General features: G+C 38.9%; 25 protein-coding genes, 1 riboswitch and 1 other annotated feature. Of the genes, 16 read left to right on the top strand and 9 right to left on the bottom strand.

The genetic code is table 11. The annotated features are described in order from the left end of the window. Positions 1-170: 170 nt before the first annotated feature. The 5 genes from LGQ02_RS15405 to LGQ02_RS15385 all read right to left on the bottom strand — a co-directional run bounded on the left by LGQ02_RS15405 (position 171) and on the right by LGQ02_RS15385 (position 4,492). Positions 171-950, bottom strand: coding sequence for an energy-coupling factor transporter transmembrane component T family protein (locus LGQ02_RS15405; protein ID WP_226515230.1), 780 nt, complete (start codon positions 948-950; stop codon positions 171-173). Continuing rightward, positions 934-2,667, bottom strand: a complete 1,734-nt coding sequence (locus tag LGQ02_RS15400; protein ID WP_226515229.1) for an ABC transporter ATP-binding protein — start codon at positions 2,665-2,667, stop codon at positions 934-936. The genes LGQ02_RS15405 and LGQ02_RS15400 overlap by 17 nt, the downstream gene beginning before the upstream one ends. Then, positions 2,648-3,253 carry an ECF transporter S component gene (locus tag LGQ02_RS15395; protein WP_226515228.1) on the bottom strand — a complete coding sequence of 202 codons (606 nt, stop codon included), beginning with the start codon at positions 3,251-3,253 and terminating at the stop codon, positions 2,648-2,650. The genes LGQ02_RS15400 and LGQ02_RS15395 overlap by 20 nt, the downstream gene beginning before the upstream one ends. A gap of 14 nt (positions 3,254-3,267) precedes the next feature. Then, on the bottom strand, positions 3,268-3,870 hold the full coding sequence (locus LGQ02_RS15390; RefSeq protein WP_226515227.1) for a Ykof family thiamine-binding protein: 603 nt from the start codon (positions 3,868-3,870) through the stop codon (positions 3,268-3,270). Between the two features lie 117 nt (positions 3,871-3,987). Next, a riboswitch (TPP riboswitch) is annotated at positions 3,988-4,093 on the bottom strand. Positions 4,094-4,162: 69 nt separating this feature from the next. After that, positions 4,163-4,492, bottom strand: a complete 330-nt coding sequence (locus LGQ02_RS15385) for a hypothetical protein (RefSeq protein WP_226515226.1) — start codon at positions 4,490-4,492, stop codon at positions 4,163-4,165. Between the two features lie 160 nt (positions 4,493-4,652). Between LGQ02_RS15385 and LGQ02_RS15380 the strand changes: the two genes are divergently transcribed. Next, on the top strand, positions 4,653-4,943 hold the full coding sequence (locus tag LGQ02_RS15380; protein ID WP_226515225.1) for a DUF4190 domain-containing protein: 291 nt from the start codon (positions 4,653-4,655) through the stop codon (positions 4,941-4,943). Between the two features lie 76 nt (positions 4,944-5,019). Here LGQ02_RS15380 and LGQ02_RS15375 read toward each other — a convergent pair whose 3' ends face one another. Continuing rightward, positions 5,020-5,436 (bottom strand): sigma-w pathway protein ysdB, encoded by a 417-nt coding sequence (locus LGQ02_RS15375; RefSeq protein WP_226515224.1) that lies wholly within the window; start codon positions 5,434-5,436, stop codon positions 5,020-5,022. A gap of 753 nt (positions 5,437-6,189) precedes the next feature. Here LGQ02_RS15375 and LGQ02_RS15370 point away from each other — a divergent pair. Together LGQ02_RS15370 and LGQ02_RS15365 are read left to right on the top strand one after the other, a co-directional pair. Further along, on the top strand, positions 6,190-6,690 hold the full coding sequence (locus LGQ02_RS15370) for a dUTP diphosphatase (RefSeq protein WP_226515223.1): 501 nt from the start codon (positions 6,190-6,192) through the stop codon (positions 6,688-6,690). Between the two features lie 184 nt (positions 6,691-6,874). After that, positions 6,875-7,951 (top strand): M42 family metallopeptidase, encoded by a 1,077-nt coding sequence (locus tag LGQ02_RS15365; protein ID WP_226515222.1) that lies wholly within the window; start codon positions 6,875-6,877, stop codon positions 7,949-7,951. Between the two features lie 79 nt (positions 7,952-8,030). On the opposite strand, the gene sspI is transcribed toward LGQ02_RS15365, so the two are convergent. Further along, the gene (sspI, locus tag LGQ02_RS15360; RefSeq protein ID WP_226515221.1) at positions 8,031-8,240 is read right to left on the bottom strand and encodes a small acid-soluble spore protein SspI; all 210 of its coding nucleotides are present in this window, start codon (positions 8,238-8,240) and stop codon (positions 8,031-8,033) included. A 433-nt stretch (positions 8,241-8,673) separates the two neighbouring features. On the opposite strand from sspI, the gene LGQ02_RS15355 reads away from it, so the two are divergent. The 3 genes from LGQ02_RS15355 to pheT all read left to right on the top strand — a co-directional run bounded on the left by LGQ02_RS15355 (position 8,674) and on the right by pheT (position 13,370). After that, positions 8,674-9,429 carry a TrmH family RNA methyltransferase gene (locus LGQ02_RS15355; RefSeq protein ID WP_226515220.1) on the top strand — a complete coding sequence of 252 codons (756 nt, stop codon included), beginning with the start codon at positions 8,674-8,676 and terminating at the stop codon, positions 9,427-9,429. A 146-nt stretch (positions 9,430-9,575) separates the two neighbouring features. Then, positions 9,576-9,820: a binding site (T-box leader), on the top strand. Between the two features lie 67 nt (positions 9,821-9,887). Continuing rightward, positions 9,888-10,922, top strand: coding sequence for a phenylalanine--tRNA ligase subunit alpha (gene pheS / locus LGQ02_RS15350; protein WP_226515219.1), 1,035 nt, complete (start codon positions 9,888-9,890; stop codon positions 10,920-10,922). 27 nt (positions 10,923-10,949) lie between these two features. Beyond that, positions 10,950-13,370, top strand: a complete 2,421-nt coding sequence (gene pheT / locus LGQ02_RS15345; RefSeq protein WP_226515218.1) for a phenylalanine--tRNA ligase subunit beta — start codon at positions 10,950-10,952, stop codon at positions 13,368-13,370. A gap of 238 nt (positions 13,371-13,608) precedes the next feature. Here pheT and LGQ02_RS15340 read toward each other — a convergent pair whose 3' ends face one another. Then, on the bottom strand, positions 13,609-14,145 hold the full coding sequence (locus LGQ02_RS15340) for a transposase (protein ID WP_226515217.1): 537 nt from the start codon (positions 14,143-14,145) through the stop codon (positions 13,609-13,611). A 656-nt stretch (positions 14,146-14,801) separates the two neighbouring features. On the opposite strand from LGQ02_RS15340, the gene LGQ02_RS15335 reads away from it, so the two are divergent. From LGQ02_RS15335 to LGQ02_RS15325, 3 genes are read left to right on the top strand one after another with little or no spacing between them, the layout of a single operon-like run. Beyond that, positions 14,802-15,068 carry a hypothetical protein gene (locus LGQ02_RS15335; protein ID WP_226515216.1) on the top strand — a complete coding sequence of 89 codons (267 nt, stop codon included), beginning with the start codon at positions 14,802-14,804 and terminating at the stop codon, positions 15,066-15,068. Positions 15,069-15,080: 12 nt separating this feature from the next. Further along, positions 15,081-15,353: a hypothetical protein gene (locus LGQ02_RS15330; protein ID WP_226515215.1), complete on the top strand. Its 273-nt coding sequence runs from the start codon at positions 15,081-15,083 to the stop codon at positions 15,351-15,353. A gap of 15 nt (positions 15,354-15,368) precedes the next feature. Then, positions 15,369-15,830 carry a GNAT family N-acetyltransferase gene (locus tag LGQ02_RS15325; protein ID WP_226515214.1) on the top strand — a complete coding sequence of 154 codons (462 nt, stop codon included), beginning with the start codon at positions 15,369-15,371 and terminating at the stop codon, positions 15,828-15,830. Positions 15,831-16,367: 537 nt separating this feature from the next. Here LGQ02_RS15325 and rnhC read toward each other — a convergent pair. After that, on the bottom strand, positions 16,368-17,312 hold the full coding sequence (gene rnhC / locus LGQ02_RS15320) for a ribonuclease HIII (protein WP_319003472.1): 945 nt from the start codon (positions 17,310-17,312) through the stop codon (positions 16,368-16,370). Positions 17,313-17,703: 391 nt separating this feature from the next. Between rnhC and zapA the strand changes: the two genes are divergently transcribed. From zapA to LGQ02_RS15285, 7 genes are all read left to right on the top strand, one after another. Then, entirely contained in the window at positions 17,704-17,955 is a 252-nt protein-coding gene (zapA, locus tag LGQ02_RS15315; RefSeq protein ID WP_226515213.1) for a cell division protein ZapA, read from the top strand. 5 nt (positions 17,956-17,960) lie between these two features. Beyond that, positions 17,961-18,500: a CvpA family protein gene (locus LGQ02_RS15310; protein WP_226515212.1), complete on the top strand. Its 540-nt coding sequence runs from the start codon at positions 17,961-17,963 to the stop codon at positions 18,498-18,500. A 738-nt stretch (positions 18,501-19,238) separates the two neighbouring features. After that, on the top strand, positions 19,239-20,510 hold the full coding sequence (ltrA, locus tag LGQ02_RS15305) for a group II intron reverse transcriptase/maturase (protein ID WP_226515160.1): 1,272 nt from the start codon (positions 19,239-19,241) through the stop codon (positions 20,508-20,510). Between the two features lie 657 nt (positions 20,511-21,167). Next, on the top strand, positions 21,168-22,892 hold the full coding sequence (polX, locus tag LGQ02_RS15300; RefSeq protein ID WP_226515211.1) for a DNA polymerase/3'-5' exonuclease PolX: 1,725 nt from the start codon (positions 21,168-21,170) through the stop codon (positions 22,890-22,892). Between the two features lie 19 nt (positions 22,893-22,911). Beyond that, positions 22,912-25,278 (top strand): endonuclease MutS2, encoded by a 2,367-nt coding sequence (locus LGQ02_RS15295; protein WP_226515210.1) that lies wholly within the window; start codon positions 22,912-22,914, stop codon positions 25,276-25,278. A 28-nt stretch (positions 25,279-25,306) separates the two neighbouring features. Beyond that, positions 25,307-25,714: a DUF350 domain-containing protein gene (locus tag LGQ02_RS15290; RefSeq protein ID WP_226515209.1), complete on the top strand. Its 408-nt coding sequence runs from the start codon at positions 25,307-25,309 to the stop codon at positions 25,712-25,714. A 516-nt stretch (positions 25,715-26,230) separates the two neighbouring features. Further along, positions 26,231-26,776: a DNA topology modulation protein gene (locus LGQ02_RS15285; RefSeq protein ID WP_226515208.1), complete on the top strand. Its 546-nt coding sequence runs from the start codon at positions 26,231-26,233 to the stop codon at positions 26,774-26,776. The last annotated feature ends 197 nt before the right edge of the window (positions 26,777-26,973 follow it).

Genomic DNA, 26,973 nt, shown 5'->3' with positions numbered 1-26,973 from the left:
TTTTCTTAGTATGTTCAAGGGAGGCTGGCTAAACGGAACCAAATAATCCCAGGTGTCTGGTACATGGTATTATTTGGTAACAGGCGAGGTTAGTGAAGTGACAAAAATCCCCAGGTGCCTGGCACCTGGGGATAAATGGGGATTGCTAGGCTATGCAATGCCTACTTCCTTTAAAATTTTCTTCCAAATACATTTAAGTGTCCGAGTTGATATGATACATAGACTGCACCGAACAGGACGATCACAAAGCCTGAGAGAAACACCCAGTCACGTTTTTTAACGGTTAGTTTATAGTAGTGTGTGCGATCTGTTGAACCGGTGAAACCTTTTGATTCCATTGCGATTGCGACTCGTTCTGCTTTTCGAATCGCATTAGCGAGTAATGGAATGGCATAGCGCCTTATTTGATAAACTTTCTCCTTAATACCACGTGCTCTGCCAACCCCGCGAATACGATGGGCTTGCCGAAGAATTTCTAGTTCGTGCTTAAACGTTGGCAAGAATCGATAACCTGCTAGGATCCCATACGTAAATTTAGGTGGGAGTTTACATTGCTGCATTAGACTAAGCATGAACTTCGTAGAATCTGTTGTTAGTACAAACATGAGTGAAAGCGCAACTAAGCATAATGAACGAAGTCCAAGACTTATAGCGACCATCAAGTTTTGATAGTCGACTTCGAACCACCAAAACGCCAAAATTACTTCACCACCGGAAAAAGAATCCCCCGTGTATAATGCAGTCATCCATGCAAAACCAAGTGAAAGTAAAACAAAAGGTGTGAAGATCATAAGCCACTTCTTAAAGGGGATATTACTTAATAAGAATGTCATGGTAATCGTAAATAATAAATAAATAGCAGGGGTGACAGGATCGAAAATAAATGCTAACAATAATCCCGGAATAAAAATAGTGAAGGCTTTCACCGATGGATTAATGGATTCTAACATGTTCTCGATCCACTCCTTTCGAACGAGCTTCTCGTTTTACGTTGTTGAGTTCATTTTTTAACCGAATGCGGTATGGCAATCGCAAATGTGCTTTTGCAATGAGATCGTCATTTTCCCAAAGTTTGTTTTGGGCCCCTTGAAAGGAAACCTCTCCTTTATGGAGAACGATGACACGCTCACAATATCGATCAACTAATTCCATATCATGCGTTACAAAAACAATTGTTGTTCCTTGTTCACGCAAAGAATTGATCATGATCATGAGTTCTTCTGTCGTTTTTGCATCTTGACCGAAAGTCGGTTCATCGAAAAGCAATATTTTAGGCGTCTCATCAAGCATTGTTGCAACACTTAAACGACGCTTTTGCCCTCCACTTAACGCGAAAGGATTGCTCCACATCTTACCTTCTAATCGAAATCGTGATAGTAAATGTGTAACTTTTTCTCTAATATCGTGCTCTTTATCACGATTTAACTTCATACCAAATGCAAGTTCATCATAAACGGTGTCCGTTATAAATTGATGTTCAGGGTTTTGGAACACAAACCCAAGATTTTTTCGTAACTCATGTTCAGACCACTTTTTAAAGTCTTTACCAAGTAACGATCGTGAGCCAGTAGTTGGTGTTAAAATCCCAGCCAATATTTGTAAAAGTGTTGATTTACCTGCTCCGTTTTCACCGACGATGCCGATAAATTCGCCTTCATGAAAATCAATATCTATGTCCCGTAACACTTGTTGCTTTTTTTTCCTTGAATACGAAACATCTTTCAATGAAAGGATTGGGGAACTTTCTTTAATGGTAGGTTTGGACGGACTTACGTATAAGTTGAAACCTTTATTTTTCTCAGCAAAAAATAAAGCAAGTTCTCTTTCCGATAAAGGGCAATAGTTTTCATCAAAAGCAAATGGCTGACCATGCTTTAAGTACGTTTCGACCACTTTCGGTAAATGAACTCCTTCTTTTAGGAGCAAATCTGCATTTTTGTAAAAGATCGAGCCAGGCTCTCCTTCTGCAATTTTTTCCCCTTGATGACTTAGGCATATGACACGATCAGTAAATGATAGCCAGTCGTCAAGCTGGTGTTCAATAATGAGAACGGCTAAATGATGATTTACTTTTAATTGACCGATCAAATCAATAAACCCTTTACGTGAATAGGGGTCTAAGTTTGCTGTCGGTTCGTCTAAAATGATTAATTCCGGTTCTAAAAGAAGGACAGAAGCAAGAGCAACCTTTTGTTTTTGTCCACCGGAAAGTTCATGGATTGGCCTTTTTAGTAATGATTCAATCCCCACTTGACGTACGATCTTCTCAATGCGTGGCTTCATTTCTTCACGAGGAACTTGGATGTTTTCCATTGTGAAGGCAAGTTCGTTTTCGACAGTTACCATACAAAATTGGCTTTCAGGATCTTGGAAGACCACACCGATTCTCTTATTTAATACACCTTTTTCAAATGACTCAATGTTTTCTCCTTTATAATAAATACTCCCTTTTTTCCAACCTTCTACAGCATCTGGATATAATCCATTCAAACAAAGGGCTAGCGTGCTTTTTCCTGAGCCACTTGGTCCCATTAGGAGAACCGTTTCATTTCTTTCGATTCGTAAATTCATATTTTTAATCGTCGGATTTTTTTGAGAGTCATAATCAAAAGAGAAGTCCTCTACAGAAATGAGAGGACTTTCTTTATTAAGATGCTTTGTTTTCACGTTGTGCTTTCCACTCCTTCCCAAGAGCATAGCTTCGTAGTACACCGGTATTGGCAAGTTGATCGCTAATGTATTTACCTAATAAACCAGCTAGAAGTGCACCACTAATGAGACGGACAATAAACATCGCTGTTACAAGTTCAGTAGATAATGCAGCAAAACCTGAGATATACCATCCCCATACAAAGCTGAAAATAGCCGCAGACATTCCGGCTAAAACGAGAACTTTTGTTGTGTAGTTTTGCCATTTTGTTGCAGCGAACACGGCTTCGGCACCTAGTCCTTGGATAATTCCTGTGATAATCAGTCGCGGTCCTGCAGGGCTTCCGATTAATACTTGAATCGTAGCAGCAATTGTCTCTGAGATAAGTGCAGCTCCTGGTTTTCGAATAATATAAGCTGTAATGATCGAAACGATGAACCAAATCCCAAAAATCACTTCGTAGCCAAATGGACCAAGGCCAAATGGAGTTAACACATTTCTTAAGCCTTGACCGAAAAAGTAAAAAAGGAGATAAATAACTCCGAAGACGACACCTAATATCGACATAAGGACAATTTCACGTAAATTCCATTTACTCGTCATGACACTTGTCCCCCTTATTTATCTTTCTTTGATGGACTGTTCGCTGAAATTGCTGTTGTCATCGTCACATGGCTACGTTCATCTGTTTTCGAAGCATTGACAAACGCTTCTTCTAACGTTTTAAAAACATCATTTGCATCACCGTCAAGGCGTGAAGCGTAATGAACACCTTTTGTAAATGTCCCGTGCTCCTTAGCAATACCAATCTGGTCTGCAATGACTTGCATATAATTTTCGTTATTCATCGGATAGAGGGCAAATTGCGAAGCTACTTCTATATTTTCTTGTTGAGATGCTTCTTCGTTTAACCTGACATCATCTTCTGACATGTACGTATCTCCATCAGAGTCACCAGGACAACCAATTGAAAATGTTCCATTGAAGACAACGTGTACACCCGTTTTTGCAGCATGAACATAAATCGCTTTTGTTACATCAAAAACATGTTCACTTCTTCCGCGAATACATGTACTTACATCATCTGTTTTCATCCATACTTTGCTCGTATCAACTTCCGTTAGCGCTCCTTTAATGACATCAACAAATCTGTCGGTCATTGGATAAACGGAAAAACGACATCCAACAATTCTACTAGTTCCACAACTTAATCCTTGCATGAAAATATTCCTCCTTGAAAATATGTTCAACATCGTTCCGTATTTTCGCTTAAAGGGCAATAAAAAAACTGCACTTCCACAAGGAAATGCAGTGATAGTCAAACGTATCATATTCATATGACGTCACTGGCACTTCCCCACGCTAGTATTATCTAGTTCGGGTTCAAAGGGTTAACAGGAATTTCACCTGTCTCTCAGCGTTATAGCACCCCTAGTGCGAATTACGGTTATAATGTTGTTATTTATATTCTAACGATAAAAAACTTGTTTTGTAAAGTCATTGATTTTAATCTTAATGTAAGTGACGTTCATATGCAAAGTAAGAATAAGCTCTATACCCAAGAGAGAGGAGAATAAGCGCTATAAATCCCCACCTAACTGGCGAATCGATGAAAAATAAAAGAGGTAAAAAAATGAGTGCTAAAACGGAAAAAACGTTCGAGGCTGTGCCATTCACTGGTGTGTTATCCACAAGTAGTGTAGACATACCTTTAATTTTCTTAACAAAACAATTGTGACAGTACGGGACGACCGCTAGAAAAACTGTTGCCACAACGAGATCAGTACGATACGTCAATTTTTTTGCACAATGATCACAGCTGATTGATTTATGAGTATTCATTTCTTCCTCCTATATCAGAATCATTCAATCGGTACTGACTATAACTTTTATTTGCTGTAGTGCATATCATTGCAACGCTTGTATATGTATGAAATGATGCAAGAAAAGATCATTTTTCACTTAATCATTCAATTAAGTTTGAGAAGAAAGGGGCCTGAAGGTGACTGGCTTTCAAGTAGGAAAAATAGAAAAAAATAATACAAAGGCTGTCGTTTCTTTAGTAGTTGGAATCATTGCTCTTTTGTTCATCGTTTTTGTTTGGATCGGAATGATATTAGGCCTTTTAGGCATGATATTAGGTGTTATCGCTCTGCTTGAGACGAAAAAGACCGCTCAGAAAGGAAAGTATATAGCGATTGCCGGAGTTGTATGTAATTTATTAGCAATTATTTTGCCTATCATTATCATCTTTGTTATCTTTAATATTTATATGAACCCATCAGTAACATGACAAAAAAGGGCTGGATCGTATCAAGTTTTCTCGATATCCTGATTGATCTTTTACAGCTTGATAGGGTAGCCCTTGTTTATTCTTTTAATGAAAGTCGTTCCTCATTTTTCATCTTCTTTAGTAAATCGCTGATCGGACGTTTCCATTCGATTTTTGCTTTTGGATAACGGATTAATATTTCTTTTTCAATAAATTTAAAGTCATTTTTCGTGAGTCCTTTCAACCGATCATTATCCTCTGTCCAGATCATAATCGATGTAACTTCAAATGACTCATCAGTTGTTCCAAGGAATTTCTCTCCTTCAAACATGACCGTTCCGTATGTGAACAGTAAATTTTTTCGTACATTACTAGGCTCATCAAGCAAATAAAACTCACCATTACGATGGGCTGATTCGAGCTTCCTGCGTGGGTCAAGCCAATATTTAATGGCACTGTATATAATGATCCCTATGGCTATTAGAAGGAACAATCGAAATAAGATCACAGTCATTGTTATCTCTCCTTATGTGGCATTTGTTGATCCTTTTATGTGCACACTATTTTACTACTCTCAATCAATTAGTTACTAGTCATTATATTCCCTTTTTTGTATCATTAAAATCTAAATAAAGTCCACTTATTATATATTTACGAGTCATTTGTGATATGGTTTCAAAATGAAACTTTTTCTTTGTTATAATAATGGATGGATTTTTTCAAATGAATCAATTTCATAACTCAAAATATGATGCGAAATTTCGAATGATGAGTGTGAACTTCACTTCAGACGGACGCTTTCCCGAGGGCTTGTCTTCAGCTAACTTAGGCTCAACAAATCTTCGCCTAAGTGGATCTTCAGACTGCGCTGATCCTCCGGGAGTCGCCGCCTTTTGTTACGTTCACTTCTAAAGAAAACTCGCCGATTGGTGAGCCTTTAAGGCGAAGACAAAGGCGTAGTTGCACTTATACTATACACAAAGAAATTTTCACTACGTCGAAATTGCTCCTTAGCTAAAATTTTATACATTCTTATAGTGTAAACAAAACTTGGCTTATCGTTAAAGAGATTCTTAGTACTCTTCACCTGCGACGAGCAAGCGTAGCGGCGCAGAAGCACTTATCTATCTACCATAAATTAATAAATTCTGATAGTACAAACGTACATTTAATGAAGTATTTATAATATCATTCGTTTCACTGCGAAAAAAACGTAATTATGAAATCCATTCAAATAAAAACAAAAATTGATTAAAGGTGTGAAACAATGAATTTTACTGAGTTATATAAAAAGCAAAAAGAATTGGATACTTATATTGAAGAAAAGCATCGCTTACAAACGGAATCGTTATTAGACCGGAAGCTGATGGCATTACACGTTGAGATTTCCGAACTTGCCAATGAAACACGCTGCTTTAAATTTTGGAGTGAAAAAGGACCGTCACCACAAACAACCATTCTAGAAGAGTATGTTGACGGAATTCATTTTATTTTATCAGTCGGCCTCGAATACGGTTATGAAGATCAACCACTTATTCCATTTTCTGAGGAAGGAAAAAAAGAAGGACAGAGCCTTGTACCTTATTTTTATGCAGTGATTGAGTCAATTGGAACGTTGAGAAAGGAAGGAGATCGAAAAAGCTTTGAACAATTATTTCACACCTATTTATCTTTAGGTTCTGTGTTAGGGTTTACAGAACAAGACATCATTTCTGCTTACGAAGAAAAAAATGAAATTAACCATGAGCGTCAAGACTCTGGATATTAACTGTCTGTATAATGATACAAATTCAGTTATAAAGGTGCCTGGCACTCAAAAAGCACTCAAAAACGAAAATTGAGATTATACTTAAAAGCCGTTATAATGATAAAAGTGACATAATTTTTTAACTTTTTATACTATCAGAATATATTTTTGGTAGGAGTATAAGAAATAGGGGGTACATAAGGTTATGGATAATACGTTGAAGATGCTAAAGGATCTAACAGATGCAAATGGGATCCCTGGTAATGAGCGTGAAGCACGCGAAGTGATGAAGAGTTACATTTCGCCATTTGCGGACGAAGTGGAAACAGATCACTTAGGAAGCTTAATCGCTAAGAAAACAGGAGACGAAAACGGCCCGAAAGTCATGGTTGCCGGCCACTTAGATGAAATTGGATTTATGGTAACAAACATTGATGACCGTGGCTACTTAAAGTTTCAATGTGTAGGTGGATGGTGGGAGCAAGTCATGCTTGCTCAACGCGTAACGGTCATGACACGTAACGGGAATGTTCCTGGTGTAATCGGTTCAAAACCACCACACATTTTACCACCAGAGCAAAGGAAGAAATCCGTTGATAAAAAAGAAATGTTTATCGACATCGGTGCTACAAGTCGTGAAGAAGCTGAGGAGTTCGGTGTTCGCCCTGGCGATTCTGTCGTACCAGTTTGTGACTTTACTGTCATGAAAAACGAAAAAATGTTAATGGCGAAAGCGTGGGACAACCGTATCGGTTGTGCGATCGCTATCGAAGTACTTCGCCGCTTAAAAGATGAAGAGCACCCGAATACAGTGTATGGTGTTGGAACGGTTCAAGAAGAAGTAGGTCTTCGCGGAGCAAAAACTTCTGCAAACCACATTCAGCCGGACATCGGCTTTGCTGTTGATGTAGGAATTGCTGGAGATACACCTGGAGTAACTGATAAGGACGCACTTGCTAAAATGGGTGACGGGCCACAAATCATTATGTATGATGCATCAATGGTATCTCATAAAGGACTTCGTGACTTCGTAACAGGAACTGCTGATAATAAGGAAATTCCTTATCAGTTTGATAGCGTCCCAGGTGGAGGAACAGACTCTGGTGCGATTCACTTAACAGCAAATGGTGTACCTGCATTATCGATTACAATTGCAACACGTTACATCCATACACATGCTGCGATGTTACATCGTGATGACTTCGAAAACGCAGTCAAGCTTATTGTAGAAGTCATTAAAAAGCTTGACCGTAAAACAGTGGACGAAATTACATTTCAATAGACCATAAGAAAAAGCTGATCCGTTTATAATCGGGTCAGCTTTTATCTTAAAATTTACGTTCTCCCTCTAGCGAGAATGTTTATTTTTGCAAGCCTTGAGAAATTTGGTTAATGACTTCTTGCTTCTCTTGATCACTTGCATTTTGCCAATAAACCTCAAATAAAACGCCTAAACCAGGAAGCATTTTTTCTTCTCCACTTTGCACTGCATCCACAATTGTTGCTTCTACTTCTTCTTGGTTACTGCCTTGCACGTTTTGCATAATTGCTCCGCGTAAGTTAAAGCTCATGTGAAATCTTCCTTTCCTCTTATATTATCGATCGACAGCCAATATCGAACTTGGCCATTTAATCTGTTATAGTATGTATGTTATAGGGTAAGATTATGACATAGAATTCAATATTTGTTTTACTTGGTAAACTTATGCTTACGTTGACCGTGGAAAGGCAAGTCAGAAGGACCATGAGAGGTTTATGGAACTTACTTAGTTGGAAAACAAAGGTAGAAGGTCATCATGAATGGGTATTGAGCTAATAGAAGTGTGCAAACGATATGGAAAGCCGTTATCCAATGATTATGGTGTTCATAACAAGTTATAGAAACCGTCGTAGTGGATATAAAAGATAACAAGGATAGCAATCGAGTGAACTTAGGAAAAGGTGATACCTAAAGTGAATACATACTTTCAATTAACGAAATTGCTTTAAGAAAGGACGAACGACATGGAAATCATTGAATCGGTACAAAATCCAAAAGTAAAAGCTTGGAAAAAACTACATACGAGAAAAGGCCGTGAAAAATCTGGACTGTTTATACTAGAAGGGATTCATCTTATCGAAGAAGCCTTAAAAGCAAATGTTCCAATTAAGGATTTATTGATTGCTGAAGATCGAGAAATTCCTGCAGAATGGAAAGTCTTGAATTTAAAGCAAATTCAAGTGACAGAAAAAGTGATGCGTGAGATTTGTGAAACCGAAACACCTCAAGGGTACACAGCTATTTGTGAATTGCCTCCTAACGAAAACCTGCCATTAGAAGAAGGGAAGTTCCTTTTCATTGATGGTGTTCAAGACCCAGGTAATGTCGGAGGTATGATTCGTACAGCTGATGCAGCTGGGCTTACAGGTGTGGTTCTTGGCGAAGGTACCGTTGATCCTTTTAACGGAAAGGTTCTCCGTGCAACCCAAGGTTCTTTGTTCCATTTACCCGTACAAAAAATGAACTTAGAAGAAGCTACACAGATATGCCAAGAACATAAAATACCGATATTTGGAACATCTCTTCAAGGGAGTACATATACCGCGATAGAACCTCAAGAACATTTTGCATTAATCGTTGGAAACGAAGGGAGCGGGGTTCAAGAATCACTCCTTAACATGTGTGATCAAAATCTATATATTCCTATCCACGGGGAAGCTGAATCATTAAACGTCGGTGTTGCAACAGGAATTTTACTTTATCATCTAAGTCAAAACTAATTGTTTTTGAAAATAAACACTAGTCTTTAACAAGATTTTTACTAAGGCTATGTTAATTTTAATTGTTTGATTTTCGAAAATCCATTTGCGATTTATCACGAAAACGAATATAATGTGTAACATATATGAACAACGTGAAATAATCACAAAAAACGATGAAAGAGAGTAGTACGCTGATAAGTTTCCTTTCAGGGAGGATATGCCATAGACTGCGAGCATATCTAAGTGGAGCCCGGCTGAATTCACTCTGGAGTTGACACCGGAACATAGGCGAGAACCTATGAAGGTGATCCGGGAAGAAGTCCGTTATCTTCTACTTAAGTGAATGTGAAAACGATACTGTTTCGTTTATACATTAATAAGGGTGGTACCGCGAGCTTTCGTCCCTTCTGGGAGCGAAAGCTTTTTTGCGTTGAAAAACGAATCAAACGTTCAACGAAAATAAAGGAGGAAAAAATATGTTAGATCGTCTCGAACAATTAAAAGACGAAGCGCTTCAAAAAGTAGAAGAAGCACAATCCGTCAATGATTTAAAGGACCTACGCGTTGCATACTTAGGAAAAAAAGGCCCGATTACGGAAGTCCTAAAAGGGATGGGCAAACTCTCAAAAGAAGAACGTCCAGTCGTTGGTCAAAAAGCAAATGACGTTCGCGAGGAAGTACAAACGGCGATTGAGAAAAAAGAAGGAACACTTGCTGAACAAGCATTAGAACAACAGTTAAAAGAAGAAAGTATTGATGTAACACTTCCGGCTCGCCCTGTGAATAAAGGAAGTCGTCATCCTCTTACAACTGTTGTTGAAACAATTGAAGACATTTTTATCGGGATGGGCTTCAACGTGGCAGAAGGTCCCGAAGTTGAAACGGACTACTACAACTTTGAGTCATTAAACTTACCGAAACATCATCCAGCGCGTGATATGCAAGACACGTTCTTCATTACACCTGACTTACTATTACGTACACAAACATCACCTGTTCAAACGAGAACGATGGAAAAGCATGAAGGGCAAGGACCAGTTAAAATCATTTGTCCTGGTAAAGTGTACCGTCGTGATGAAGATGATGCGACACACTCTCACCAATTCATGCAAATTGAAGGACTTGTCGTAGATGAAGGTATTCGCATGAGTGATTTAAAAGGGATCTTTGAAACGTTTGTAAAGCGTTACTTCGGTGAAGACCGCGCGATCCGTTTACGTCCAAGCTTCTTCCCGTTCACAGAACCATCAGCGGAACTAGACATTTCTTGTGCGATTTGCGGTGGAGAAGGTTGCCGTACGTGTAAACAAACAGGATGGATCGAAGTATTAGGTGCAGGTATGGTACACCCGAATGTCTTACGTATGGGTGGTTTTGACCCAGAAAAATATTCTGGATTCGCATTCGGAATGGGTGTTGAACGATTCGCAATGCTAAAATACGGCATTGATGACATCCGTCATTTTTACACGAACGACACAAGATTTTTATCTCAATTTAAGCGAGTATAAATTAGGAGAAATAAAGGAGGAACCATCGTGCTTGTATCATATCAATGGTTAAAAAAATACATTCAAATAGATGACCTCACTGCCGAAGAGGTAGCTGAAAAGTTAACACGTAGCGGGGTTGAAGTTGACCTTGTTCATGCAATGAACCAAGGTGTGAAAAATGTCGTGGTTGGAAAAGTGCTCTCATGTGAAAAGCACCCAGAAGCAGATAAATTAAATATATGCCAAGTAGATGTAGGTGAAGATGAGCCAGTACAAATTGTTTGTGGTGCGAAAAACGTAGCAAAGGACCAATATGTTGCGGTTGCTAAAGTTGGTGCCCGTCTTCCGGGTGGTATGAAAATTAAACGTGCAAAACTACGTGGCCAAACTTCAGAGGGAATGATCTGTTCATTACAAGAGCTCGGTTTTGAAGGCAAGCTTGTTGCTAAAGAATTAGCGGAAGGGATCTTTGTTTTCCCAACAGACATGGTGCCAGGAGAAGATGCACTTGAGCACTTAAACCTTCATGATGAAGTGTTAGAGCTCGACTTAACACCAAACCGAGCAGACTGCTTAAGCATGATCGGGGTTGCTTATGAAATCGGTGCAATTCTTGGCCGTGAAGTGACTTTCCCTGAAGAAAACGTTAATGAAGGTAGCGAAAAAGCTTCAGACTACATTTCCGTTGAAGTAGACGCGAAAGAAGATAATCCGTACTACGGTGCAACAATCATTAAAGACGTAACAATCGCACCGTCACCAATGTGGCTGCAAACGAAATTAATGGCAGCTGGTATTCGCCCGATTAACAATGTCGTTGACGTAACGAACTTCGTTTTACTAGAATACGGTCAACCATTACATGCTTTTGATTACGACCGTTTTGACTCTAAGAAAGTCCTTGTTCGTCGAGCAACTGAAGGAGAAACGATCGTTTCTTTAGACGATGTTGAGCGTACGTTGTCATCAGAGCATCTCGTCATTACAAATGGAACAGAACCGATGGCGATTGCGGGTGTCATGGGTGGAGCCAAATCTGAAGTTCAAGCGGACACGCAACATATTTTATTAGAAGCAGCATTCTTTAAAGATACAGTCGTACGTAAAGCAAGTCGTAACTTAGCTCTTCGCAGTGATTCAAGTGCTCGTTTTGAAAAAGGTGTTGATCCAGCTCGTGTGAAAAAAGCAGCTGAGAGAGCAGCTGAATTAATTGCTGATCTTGCAAGTGGAACGATTCTATCAGGAGTTGTTGCACACGACGAGTTAAGCGTAGAACCACATACTGTAAACATTACGCTTGAAAAAATAAATGGTGTTCTTGGAACAGAGATTGATGCAACGACTGTAAAGAATATTTTCAAAAAACTACAGTTTGAATACGAAGAGCAAGATGGTCACTTCACTGTTTTTGTTCCAACTCGTCGTAACGACATTCAAATTGAAGCGGATATTGTTGAAGAAGTCGCGCGTCTTTACGGTTACGATAACATTCCAACGACGTTACCAAACACACCGACAACACCAGGTGGTTTAACGACGGTTCAACAGGAAAAACGTAAAGCACGCCGTTTCTTAGAAAGCACCGGCGTTCATGAAGCAGTGAACTACTCTTTAACAACTGCTGAAAAAGAATCGCATTTTGAACGTGGTGATCAGCCACGAGTGAAAGTCGCATTACCGATGAGTGAAGATCGCAGTACACTAAGAACAACACTGATCCCGCACTTACTTGATGCACTAAGCCATAACAAAAACAGGAGCATGCTTGACGTATCCTTATACGAAATCGGCTCTGTCTTCCATACAGAAGAAGAGAAAGTGACGAAGCAACCTAATGAAAAAACAATGGTCGCTGGTGCATTTATGGGCGCGTGGCATATGCATAACTGGCAAGGTGAAAAGAAGGCAATCGACTTTTTCGTTGTCAAAGGTATCGTAGAAGGACTACTTGCTGAATTAAACGTTAATGGTAATGTTCAGTATGTTCAAAGTGAACGTCAAGGGTTTCACCCAGGACGCACAGCTGAAGTACGAATTGGTGACGAAATAGTTGGTATGGTTGGTCAAATTCATCCAACGACAGCGAAAGAATGGTCTCTACCAGAAACATATGTATTTGAACTTAACTTACAAAAGATTGTAGACCATGAATTGAAAGCACTACGTTATACGCCAATTCCACGTTATCCAGCCATGGATCGTGACATCGCATTAGTCGTGGACGAAACGGTGGTCGCAGCAGATGTAGAACGTGAAATTATTGAATTAGGTGGCGACTTACTTACTGCTGTATCGCTCTTTGATGTATATCAAGGTGAACATTTAGAGTCTGGTAAAAAGTCATTGGCATTCTCACTCCGTTATCAAGATCCAGAAAAAACGTTAACGGAAGAAGATGTTACTACCGTTCACGAAAAAGTATTGGCCGGCTTAGAAGAACGTCTTGGCGCAACATTAAGATCATAAAATTTGTCATTTGAAGCTAACCGATAACTTGCGGTTAGCTTTTTTGGTTTTTTGACATGTACCAGGTGGATGTGTACCAGGTAGGTTAATACCAGGTAGGTTTGTGCCGGGTAGGGTTATACCAGGTAGATAGATACCAGGTAGGTTTGTACCAGATAGCTTTATCCCAGGAGGATTAATACCATGTAAATGCTTATTTAATAGAGTTTGATTGAGTGTATTGAGTATTGGGTTAATACTAATATTGACACCATTCAATATATTTTTTGCGTTTTTCTTGATCTGTTCCTGGAAATTGATTGAGGACTGGTGAAGTGGATAAAAAATCAGGTGGCTGATCGCAAGTAGGTAAGTAATAGCTATAGCTACTCCATTTATAAGTTTCTAGATCTTTTACAAATTTTTGGGGGTTAAAGTGAATATAGCGACTACAAATGATTAAACCGCGATTATCTAGGATTTGTTTAGAAACAAACCGAGTTTCAAAGACAGGGCCTTTTAATTTATATTTTTTATTAAAGTATTGTGCATAGTACCATTTTAATAACCTCATAACGTAAGATAAACTTTTGGTTTTCGTACGTATAAGAATGTGGAAGTGATTTTTCATAAGGCAATATGCTACCACTTCAATTTTATATTTGTTGTGTATGAACTCAATTAAATCTACAAAATATTGGTAGTCACTTTCATTTCTGAATAATTCATTTCTAATTCCTCTACTCATGACATGATAATATTTGTTAGGATTCCAAATTCTTTTTTCTCTTTTCACATAAGATCACTCCTTTTAAAAATTCCAAAATATTAGTTCGACAATAAACGTGATATTCCTGCTAGATTTATAAAAAAAGATAAGTTATTAATAGTTGAGAAAAAGGTTATAGGCATGTGGAACCCTACAAAGTAAGGTAGGTTAATACCAAGTAGGTTAATACCAGGTAGATTTGTACCGGGTAGATTAATACCAGGTACACCATTCCACATAGCAAAATAGCCAAATACAGAAACCTATCGATCATAACAAACGAACGAAGCCGGCGAAAACGACAATACATAACCTCAATAAAAAAATCCCTCCATGTAGATTGAAGGGATACGGATCTTGAAACGACTGATTATTTATAACGTTTTTGACTAAATAACTAACATTACAATTCGTCTTCTGTGACGTAGTTGTGGACGGTGCAGCAGAGTTCTCGGATGGTGTTATAGATTGATGGTTCATTTTGACAAAAAAAGTCCGAAAAATACAATATTTTTTCAATTGTATAACGTAAAAGTTTAGATTGTCGAAATTAATTTGATAAAAACTTGCAAGAATGATCGAAACGAAGGAAAATAAATGATGGAGTCATCATGGTTTATGAATAATCTAACTAACGGCCCAAATGAAGGTATAAAGGAAAGCACATAAGAGGGGAGAAGCTTATGTTCAATCTAATATTAATGGCAGCGCTAATGGTAAGCCTTCTTTATTTCTTAATACAAATACGAAGGTCAGCAAAAGAAAATGGACGAGAAGAGGCGATTAAACGAAATTTATCATCCATTTGTTTTTATATTATGGCGATTATTTTATTAGTTGCAATGGTTTTTGATTTGTTAGGGGTCGTTGTATGGGGGCTAGGATTAATATTGTTAATTTTAGCTGCATATTTCACGAAATATATTCCGAAAAGAGATTTAAAAGAGTAAGGAGAGACAAATATGTTTTCAGTTAAAAAAGAAAAAGCAAACAGGTTGCAGCCTTTTTACTTTATCGATCTTTTCGTTTTAACAGCTGCAGTAATTGTTTGGGTTTTGATGTTTATACACGTTTTACCAAGGGAGGTATTACCTCTTGTAATCGGGTTGATTTCATTATCATTTTTTATTCGTTCATTTGAGCAGTCGAAAATGAAAAATAAATCTGCATCAATTGCAAATTTAATTGCAGCATGTATTGTAGTTTTGATCATGCTCGGTTTTATTATTTTTTAAATGGAGATGATGCGAATGAACATTTATGAAACAGATGATGTTAAGTTAATTACAACCTTAAACCGTCATGTCCAAAATCATCATGCTAACATGTATCCTCATATATTTAAGCCTTATAATGAAAATGAGATCTTCACCTTTTTTAAAGAGGTAATGCCTAAGCCTCAACATAAATTTTACGTGCTTGAAAATAAAAACATACCAATCGGCTATACTTGGGTTGAAATAAAACGAAGTAAAGAGAGCCCTTTCAAAAAGAAGCAATGTTCTTTATATGTTCATCAAATTAGTATAAATGAAAGCGAACGTGGCCAAGGGTATGGCTTGTATTTCATGAAGCATATTGAAAACGTCGCTCATCAGGAGAAGATTCATCGAATCGAGCTTGATTATTGGTGTAAAAATACGACTGCCAAAGAGTTTTATAGTCGACAAGGTTTTGTCCTTCTTAGAGAAGAAGTGTATAAAGATCTTTAATCTTGACTGAAAAAAGCGCTTAGTAAACGTCGGTGGAGTGACATTACTAAGCGCTCATTTCTTATACTACCAGAACGTATAAAATTTCGGTTGATAGTATAACCGCAACTAAGGCTTACTTCCACAGGAGGTGGTGGCTTCGGTGTTGATCACAGGACGTGATCGACTTTAGCCGAAGTTCCTTATTAGGACTTGCACTAAAGCATAAGAGCTTCTAAGTAAGCACACTTCGCTTGCTCCTGCGGTTACTCGTCGCAGATAATAATTGCTCCTGCGGTTACTCGTCGCAGATAATAATTGCTCCTGCGGTTACTCGTCGCAGCTCGAAGTTGATTCAAGGTGTATAGCTCGTTGCAACTACGGCTCTGCCTTCGCCATAAGGACTTGGCGACAAGCCAAGTTTTGTTTACACTATAAGAATGTATAAAATTTTAGCTAAGAAGCAATTTCGGCGTAGTGAAAATTTTTATGTGTATAGTATAAGTGCAACTACACCTTTGTCTTCGCCTTAAAGGCTCGCCAATCGGCGAGTTTTCTTTATCGCAACACTTTTTGAGTGTTACCGAAATGCCATTTTGTACAGTTATAAAGAGCGTCTTTCCCTTTATGGCGGACAATTTCTTTCGCTGCTGCATCGACTTTTGCACCGGCCCCTTTTGGGAGTGGAAGGCCGACTTCCGTTTCTAGTGCATCCATTTCCTGTAAAAATGAATAACGAGCAAGCACTGAGGCTGCAGCTACGGCTGGATGAATATTTTCTGCTTTCGTCGCAAAATAAAGTGGTTTTTCTGAACGCCAAGATTGACCTTTTGATCGTAAATACTCAAAATAACGGTTCGGCTGTACAAATTGGTCAATAAGAACACCTTCGTAAGGTAAGTCTTGTTCAGCACATTTTTTCATCACATTCGTAATTGCTTTGTGATGTAACAGAGCTTTCATTTGTCCTTGGTTCATCCCTTTTTGCTGAAGGTCATTATATTTTTCATTTTTTAAGACGAGTAGGCTGTATGTACATTCTTTTAAAAGCTTTGGCGCAAGTGTCCGAATTGTATCATCAGTAATTGTTTTTGAGTCACGGATGCCCCAATGCTCAATCGTCTTCATTTGTTCTTCTGACAAGTGAGCACATACGACCGTCATTGGACCGAAATAATCACCTGTTCCTGTTTCGTCACTTCCAAGCAATACGAGACTTGTAACGTTATTAGGTGGCTGGTATTGGTGATCGTTTACACTTTTCCCTGTGGCTTTTTTCTTTTGAGGTGTAGATTTGCTGTTTGTTGCCCACCGATTTGCTTCCAATGTCGCTTCTTTTCCTTGAAAAAGTACTTTTCCTGAGCGGTACCCAGTAATGGAGCACCCTTTCGTTTTAGCTGCAAATGCAGCCCCTTGTGGTGGGTTTGGTTTTAATGAATCAGCATAAGTTATTTTCATTTTTTCTAATATCGACTTTTCAACTTGAATCACTTCGTAACTCAACGATATCAAACCTCTCTATATGAGAATATTTATTTTAGGGTAGAGATTTCTCCACTTACCGAGTTAAAATAGTAAAGTACCGATAAATGAGTCGATCATTATTCATAGAATAGTCTTTAATGTTTCGTACTCAATAGTATAGACAAACTAAGGTTTTAAGTCATCTTATTTCAACATATTTAATAATCTATAAAATTTTATCATAGATGAAGTTAGAGTACGATGTAGTTTTTTAGTACAGAGACTAAAAGCAAGTTTTTACGCTAGGTCGTTGTCTAGCTCACCGCCGATATCAAGAGCGCTTCGCTTTTCTTATTAGTTTATATTTTCATACACGTATTGGCATGTTATGATAAATAATAGGATTTTTATGACGAATGGGGGCTTAGTAGTGGGAGAAGAACACGAAAAGCGTCGAACGAGTGTTACAATTTTTGGGCAACAATATAAGATTGTTGGGGCAGAGGACCCTGATCATGTAAAAAAAGTTGCCAGACTCGTCGATCAAAAAATGAAAGAATTAAAAGGGAACAACCCATATTTAGATACAAATAAATTAGCGGTTTTAACAGCCGTAAATATAGGAAATGATTATCTAGATTTACTGAAGAAAATAGAGGAAGAACAGAAAGATGGGGATTAATAAAGATGCTGAGTTTTTTGTTATTTATCGCCTTAGTCATTAGCTTTTTCGTCGGTTTCCGCCGCGGATTTATTTTACAGCTCATCCATTTGCTAGGGTTTGTGGTCGCATTTATTGTTGCATATTTATATTATCAGGAAGTCGCACATTACATACGATTATGGGTGCCGTTTCCACAATTATCATCTGAGTCTGGGATGAACCTTCTTGTAGATGCGTTTAAATTAGAAGAAGTTTATTATAACGGAATTGCTTTTGCGATTCTATTCTTCGTGACAAAAATCGTGATGCAAGTCGTTGGATCATTGTTTGACTTCCTAGCTCATTTACCGATTTTGAACATGATCAATCGCTGGCTTGGTGGTTTGTTCGGTTTTATTGAAGGCTTATTAATCATTGTTGTCCTTCTCCATTTAGCAGCATTAATTCAACTTGAAATGGTTCAAGAAATACTGCAAGGGTCTAGCTTTGCACAAATGATTTTTGAGTATACACCAATTCTTTCAAACCAATTAAAAGGCCTATGGTCCGAAACCCAGTGGTAGCTTCTCGTTATTTAACGAGAAGCTTTCTTTCGCGAGTGGCAGCACATGTGCTAAAGGGTGAGAGTCCCGAATGCATCGGCCAGCCGGCAAGCATTAGCTGACAGATAGTGCGTTGACTGTGGAGTAGCGTGCGGAGGATCTGAAGGCAAACCTCTGAACAGAGCTGATATCCCATGTTGGCACGAGAGTTGGATGACTGTGCAAGAGAACAGAAAGTCCGAATAGCTGGAAACTCAAAGTGTTATGAGGGCTGGATTAGAGGGAAAGTACATGATGTGACCCATTGAGATCTCCCTGCTTCCTAAAGTAGGTATTGATGTTACAAGGCTAAGCCAAGGACACAAGATGAGCTTTAAAGGGAGAAGTCAGAGATCGCCATAGTAGTGGAGAAGCTCATGCCAATGACCTACTGGCGACAGTAGCGAGGACAGCACATGAGTGAAACTGTACACAGATACAGTTGCGAACCTATACCCAAAAGGTGAGGAATCGTGCGAAGGGCGTGACCCATAGAAGAACAATGTGAGTAGGCTTACTTATGACTGCGGAAATAGACAGAAGCTGGACAAGAGCCAAGGGGGCTGATGCCAGGGTGGAACAGAAGGGTACACCGTCTATCGCCGAAATGTGAAATATAAGGTATTGCCATCGGCTACCAACCTTGATATGTTCGACATTTCATATGGAGAAGCAGAAGCAAAGGAAGAAACGAAAGCAGTGGCGTAAGGGGAATAACAGATGGAAAGACGTGTATGGTACAGTTTGTACGACAAAGTGTACAAGAAAGCGAATCTAGTAAGTGCCTTTTATCAAGTAAAGAAGAACAAAGGTGCACCAGGGGTCGATAAAGTAACAATTGAAGGATATGAAGCAAAGCTGGAGGACAATCTAGAAGTGCTCCAACAGAAGCTAAAAGGTAAACGATATCGACCCAAACCTGTTCGACGAAAGATGATCGATAAAGATAATGGGAAGAAACAACGTCCACTAGGGATACCAGCGGTGGAAGATCGCATCGTACAAGCTTCTCTACGGAATGTATTGGAACCTATCTTCGAAGAAGAGTTTCTTCCGTGTAGTTATGGTTTCCGCCCAAGGATAAGTGCTCATATGGCTCTAGACAAAGTTACTGAACACTTGAGAGCAGGATACCATTATGTCATTGATGCCGATCTACAGTCCTACTTTGATACGATTCCACATGATAAATTGGAACAACAAATAAGGAAACGAGTGACGGATGGGTCTATTATCGAACTCATTCACCGTTTTCTCAAAGCAGGTGTCATGGTAGAGGATCTTTACGAAGATACTCCCGAGGGAGCTCCGCAAGGTGGTGTGTTAAGTCCGTTACTTTCGAACATCTACTTACATCAGCTTGATCAACTGATGACCGAACGTGGTCACCGTATCGTCCGCTTTGCGGATGATTTTATCATTCTTTGTAAAAGCCCAAAAGGTGCAGAAAGAGTCATGCGAAGTGTCTCAAGATTTCTTGAGAAAGAACTAAGTTTAACTGTCAATCAAGAGAAGACTAAAGTTGTCGACGCCATGAAAGAGCCATTTACATTCTTAGGGTATGAATTCATTGGCAATATTCGAAGAATAGACCCTAAGAAAGAGGTAAAATTCAAGGAGCGAGTGAGAGAAATTACTCGTAGGAACCAAACAGTTGATATCCAACTCCTTATCCAAGACAAGCTGAACCCCTACATTCGAGGTTGGGCAAATTATTTCCGCTACGGCAATGTGAAGAACAAATTCAAAGAGTGGGATAGTTGGATAAGAAGAAGGTTAAGAATGGTACAACTTAGAAGTTGGAGACATATAAAGAACCTCCATCGCCTTCTTAGAAGGAAGGGATGGAGGGAAGAAAACCTCAGAGGAATCCGTATGTTTGCTTGGCGAAGTTCCAAAAGTCCAATGGTTCATGCGGCGTTAGACAATGAGTTCTTTTCAGAGCTGGGACTCGTAAGTTTATCATCTGTTCATGATGAACGTTATCTCTAGAAGGGATATATGGGAAGAGCCACATGCGAAGATCCGCACGTGTGTGCTCTGTGAGAGGCGTGGTCAGTAATGGCGACGCCTACTCGGTTTCGTTAGGCTTTGTTACTCGTCGCAGACTACTTGCCTCTTCCTCTTCAAGCACTTCTTGGAAGATGATGCGTCGAGGCAGCTCGATGAATATTCGGAGAAGCAAATGCTCGTTGTGCCTTCCTCTAAGAGCTGATTCTTTGGTGAGGATCCGTCGGCACAGCTCATAGCTTGGTCAGTGTAGTGGCTTTCGTTGCTCCTGCGGTTACTCGTCGCAGATAATAATTGCTCCTGCGGTTACTCGTCGCAGGTAATTAATGCTGCTAGTTTTTGATTGAGTGACTTCGCTACCGGCGGGCGCTTTCACCTCTAGGCACAAGTGCGACATCTATTCAAGCTTCACTTCGTTTGCTTTCAAAGTGTCTTCTTTGCCCCAGGCACGGCCTCATGCGTGTCGTTTACCTGTTGGACGGGTACATGACCGTAGTTATAATTGGAGAGGAAGGGACAAGGGGCTTGCGCATTTCTTGTTAACATCAGTGCTTACAGTTGCTTTTGTATACCAATTATCGTTATGATGATAAAAGAAAAAATGACTTGGTCTAAATGGTAAAACGAGGTGGTAACGTCATGACGGCGATGAATAAAAAAGATATTATCCAAACGTTAGAAAGAATCGCGATATATCTTGAAATTAAAGGTGAAAATGCATTTAAAATTTCGGCATATCGAAAAGCGGCCCAAGCTCTTGAAAGAGACGAACGAACGATTGCAGAGTTTGATGATCCAGCAAAACTTCAAGGGATTGGTAAAGGAACAGCGGCAATCATTAATGAACTTGTTCAAGAAGGGGCAAGTTCAACACTCACAGAACTTGAGGAAGAACTCCCTGAAGGACTCTTACCATTATTAAAGCTACCTGGCCTAGGTGGGAAAAAGATTGGAAAGCTGTATCAAGAACTTGGCGTTGTCGATGCTTCGACATTAAAAGTCGCTTGTGAAAAAAATAAAGTCCAAACGTTACCAGGTTTTGGTGAGAAAACAGAAGAAAAAATATTAGCCGCAATTGATGAACTAGGGAAGCGTCCAGAACGCTTGCCAATTGCACAAATGATACCAGTAGCGGAGGAGATTAAGTCACGTCTCGATCGAATGGAAGGGATTCACCGTTATGAATTGGCAGGTAGTTTCCGGCGTGGGCGTGAAATGGTCAAAGACCTTGATTTTATTTTATCAACTGATGATCCAGTTTCTGCCGGTGAACAACTTGTTTCAATGGAAAATATAAAAGAAATCGTTGGTCACGGTGATACGAAGGTAAGTATTGAACTACAATTTGATGATTTAATTGTCCCAATCGATTTTCGGATGGTAGAAGATGATGCTTTTGCAACAACACTTCACCATTTTACAGGTTCAAAAGATCATAACGTCCTTATGCGTCAGTTAGCAAAAGATCGTGGTGAAAAGATTAGTGAGTATGGAGTGGAAAGTGAAGAAACTGGTGAAGTGAAAACGTTCGAAACAGAAACGGATTTCTTTAACCATTTTGGATTAACTTACATTCCACCAGAAGTGCGTGAAGGGTACGATGAAGTGGAACGCTTTGAAAGTGAGCTTCCACTTGTGAAGATGGAAGATATACGAGGGGACCTTCATATGCATACAACTTGGAGTGATGGGGCTCATTCGATTGAAGAGATGATTGAAGCTTGCAGGTCTCGTGGTTACCACTTCATGGCTCTTACAGACCACTCAAAATTTTTACGAGTTGCAAACGGATTAAGTGTAGAACGTTTGAAACGTCAGCATGAGGTTGTACGTAAACTAAATGATCAGTACGAAGACTTTACAATTTTTACTGGAATTGAAATGGATATCTTACCAGATGGGTCGTTAGATTACGAGAACGATGTGTTAGAGCATATCGACTTTGTCATCGCATCAATCCATTCTGCTTTCCATCAAGATGAAAAAACAATAATGAAACGATTACAAACAGCTTTAGAAAACCCATATGTTGCAATGGTAGCACATCCAACAGGGAGGTTAATTGGTCGAAGAGACGGCTATCCAGTCGATATGGAAAAATTATTTGATTTAGCAGTAGAAACGAATACGATTTTGGAACTGAATGCAAATCCAAATCGTCTAGATCTTTCATCCGATTGGTTGAAAAAAGCACAAGAAAAAGGTGTGAAAATTGCTGTAAATACAGATGCTCACCGAATCGAAATGCTTGACCATATGCCAATCGGTGTGAAAGCAGCTAGACGTGGCTGGCTGAAAAAAGAGACGGTTGTAAATACGTGGACAGCGGAAGAATTAAGAGCATTCATCTCGAAGAATCGGTAAATAGACGGAGGTGACCCTTGTGTTAGAAAGGGTTTGTCGCATATTAGAATATGACAAAATGAAAGAGCAACTCATTCAGCACGCAAGCTCATCTTTAGGGAAACAGCGTGTAGAAAGCTTAATGCCATCGTTTGATCTCTCAGAAATTGAACATGCGCAAAAAAGTACAGCAGAAGGTGCGAAAGTATTACGGTTAAAAGGACAAGCCCCTCTTGGTGGCATTCGTGATATTCGTACTTCAGTAAAACGTGCACAAATCGGCGGTATGTTAAATGAACTTGAATTACTCGATATCTCCTCAACAATTTATGGAAGCCGGCGCTTTAAAAGCTTCGTTGAAGGAATGATCGAAGATGATATCGAACTCTCTATTTTACCTGATTTGGTAAATCAAATGGTACCACTTACTGATTTGGAGCGGGAAATCAAACAATCGATTGATGAAGGAGGAGAAGTGTTAGATTCAGCAAGCTCAGCACTTCGAAGTATTCGTCAACAAATACGTTCGCACGAATCGAACGTTCGATCAAAACTTGAAAATATTACACGATCTTCAAGTGGGAGAAAGATGCTCTCGGATGCAATTATTACAATTCGAAATGACCGATACGTTATCCCTGTAAAACAAGAGTATCGAAGTCATTTCGGTGGGATGGTCCATGATCAGTCTGCTTCTGGTGCCACATTATTTGTAGAACCAGATTCTGTCGTTCAAATAAACAATCAACTTCGTGAAGCAAGAGTGAAAGAAAAACAAGAAATTAATCGAATATTAGTTGCTCTTTCATCACAAGTAAGTGAAGTTTCTAATGACTTATTAACGATCGTCGATGTGATGGCTGAGATTGACTTTATCTTTGCAAAAGCACTGTATAGTGATGCAATAAAAGCAACAGAACCAAATTTAAATGAAGCAGGAATATTGAAGATGACAAAAGCTCGTCATCCACTTATTCCGAAAGATGAAATTGTCCCAATTGATGTAGAGTTAGGAACTGATTTTTCGTCACTAGTGATTACAGGACCGAATACAGGTGGTAAAACAGTGACATTGAAAACAGTTGGATTATTAACTTTAATGGCCCAGTCTGGCTTACAAATTCCATGTGAAGAAGGATCATCAGCTGCTGTTTTCCAGCAAATTTTTGCTGATATCGGTGATGAACAGTCAATTGAACAAAGTTTAAGTACGTTTTCATCTCATATGACAAACATTGTTGATATATTAGATCACATTGACCACCGCTCACTTGTCCTTTTCGATGAGCTTGGTGCAGGAACAGACCCGACAGAAGGGGCAGCGCTTGCAATTTCTATTTTAGATTACGTTTACAATGCAGGTGCAAAAGTCATTGCAACAACGCACTATAGTGAGTTAAAAGGCTATGCTTATAACCGTGAGGGCGTCATGAACGCTAGTGTTGAATTTGATGTTGAAACGTTAAAACCGACGTACCGACTTCTTATTGGGGTCCCAGGACGTAGTAATGCATTTGCCATTAGTCGTAGGCTTGGATTAAGTGATACGATCATTGAAGATGCAAAAAGTCACATAGGTGCTGACACGAACAAAATTGAAAATATGATCGCATCTTTAGAAGATAGTCGTAAAGGTGCAGAGCAACAAATGGAAGAAACAGAAAAACTCCGCGATGAAGCAGCACGTCTACACGATGAGTTAACCGAGGAGTTTGAGAAACTACAAGAAGAAAAAGAGAAAGTATTAAAAGCTGCTGAAGATAAAGCGGCAGAGTCAGTGAAAAAGGCTAAAGCTGAAGCTGAACAAGTCATTCGTGAACTTCGTGACATGCAGAAAAAGAACCCTTCAATTAAAGAACACGAATTAATTGATGCGAAAAAACGGTTAGAAGAAGCAGAGCCAGAATTAGTGGATAAGAAAAAGGAAAAACCGAAAAAGAATTTGAAGCAACCAAAAGTAAACAAATTAGTCCCTGGTGATGAAGTGAAAGTGATTAGTTTTGACCAAAAAGGTCATATCGTTGAAAAAGTAAATGATAAAGAGTACTTCGTTCAACTAGGGATGATGAAAATGAAAGTAAAGAAAGATGATCTTTTATACATCGATCGTCCAAAAGAAGTGGAAAAGAATCCATTATCAACAATACGTGGGAAAGGTACCCACGTGAAAACGGAGCTAGACCTTCGAGGAGAACGCTTTGAAAATGCGATGATGGAAGTAGAGAAGTATCTCGATGATGCAGTCCTAGCTGGGTATCACCAAGTGTCGATCATTCACGGGCAAGGAACAGGCGCACTCCGTAAAGGTGTACAAGAATTATTGAAAAAGCATCGGAATGTTAAAGGTACACGATTAGGTGGTGCAGGAGAAGGCGGTTCTGGTGTCACTGTTGTTTCGTTAAAATAGTCATACGTTTCGGTGAGGGGGATAACCGATGAAGACGTTTTTCCAGCATGAATACGTATATACAGCAGGAATGTACAGTATTGTTGTTATTAGTCTAATTGTTGCACTTGCTGTATTTGAAATCGTAACAAAATATCAAACGTGGGACGAAATAAAACGAGGGAACATTGCTGTATCCCTTGCTACAGGTGGGAAAATTTTTGGTGTAGCGAACGTTTTTCGTCACTCCATTATGGCAAATGACTCTGTCTTAGCGATGATTGGCTGGGGAGCTTTCGGTTTTTCTCTCTTGTTGTTCGTTTATTTTATCTTTGAGTTTTTATCACCTGGTTTTAAAGTGGATGAGGAATTACAGCGGGATAATCGTTCAGTCGGCTTTATATCGCTTATTCTATCTGTTTCGCTTTCATATATTATTGGAGCGAGTATTCGGTAATTGTAAGAAAAGTATAGAGAGGGCAGTTTGCAACTCGACTAATTGTAGGTGAAAATGTGTTATGGAAACATTATGGAAAGTATTAATCGTTCTTTGCGGTGTCTTCGTTGTAGCGGGAATGATGTTTATTTTGTTTTTTGAATAGCTAACGTAAATATTAATTTTCTAAAATAAATGATGGCCGCTTTATAAGCTTGTAGCTTAATAATAAGTAATTCCGTTTTCGAGGTGAAAAACAATAAAAACAATAGAAATGGCAACACGTTTAACATTATGTTTTACATGTTGCCTTTTTATTTTGTCTTTTTTATTAAGATAAGCACTCGAATCCGTTTACAGGCGAAGTGTTTTCAACTGCGTCTCAACAAGTATAAAGGAGTTGTTATTTTCGGCTTTCTCCCTTTAAACAGAACAACTTAATTTAATAGAGACGGCCTTTTTAATGCCTTTTATTATACATTCATATATACAGATGATAACCTAAAAAAACAATGGAAAAAAACAGGAGGACGCATAATGCGAAAAATTGCCATTATTGGCTCAGGAGGGTCTGGGAAATCAACTCTTGCTCGAAGGTTAAATGAAATATTAAACATTGATGTCTTTCATTTAGATGCACATTTTTGGCGTCCTGGTTGGATAATTGCAAAGAGAGAAGAGCAAATAACGGCTCAAAGAGAGCTCATGAAAAATGATTCATGGATTATTGATGGTAATTACCAAAGTACAATGGATTTGAGGCTGAAAGCTGCGGATACAATTATATTCCTTGATATGCCTAAAACACTCTGCATTTACAGAGTGTTTAAACGGTGGTGGATGTACCGAAAGAAGAAGCGGCCGGATATGGGCGATGGGTGTGCTGAAAGGCTGGATGTTAATTTTCTAAAGTTTGTTTGGAATTTTCAAAAGAAAAAGAAACCAGAGATTTTAAGAAAGCTAGAATTGTATAAGAAAGAAAAAGATATAATTATTCTTGATTCTCCAAAAGCTGTAAAACTATTCTTAGTTGCACAATGCGTAGAAGACCGCTCAAAAGTATCAGGTAAGACACCGAGCTAGCATCCCAAATTCCATAATAAGTCAAAGGTAAACAACCGATGTTTATTCGTTTATTTCGAGAGGGAAATCAGGAAGGAGTAGGTATAGAATAAAAATTCGAAAAATTAAAACAAATTAGTTTTAATTTGTATCCGTTTTCATTACAATAGTACTAGAGAGGAGAATGCCTATCGATGAAAAGGGAACTCAATAGAAAA

Source organism: Bacillus shivajii (assembly GCF_020519665.1).
Classification (GTDB): Bacteria; Bacillota; Bacilli; order Bacillales; family Salisediminibacteriaceae; genus Bacillus_CA; species Bacillus_CA shivajii.
This window is presented reverse-complemented; position numbering and strand designations above follow the sequence as displayed.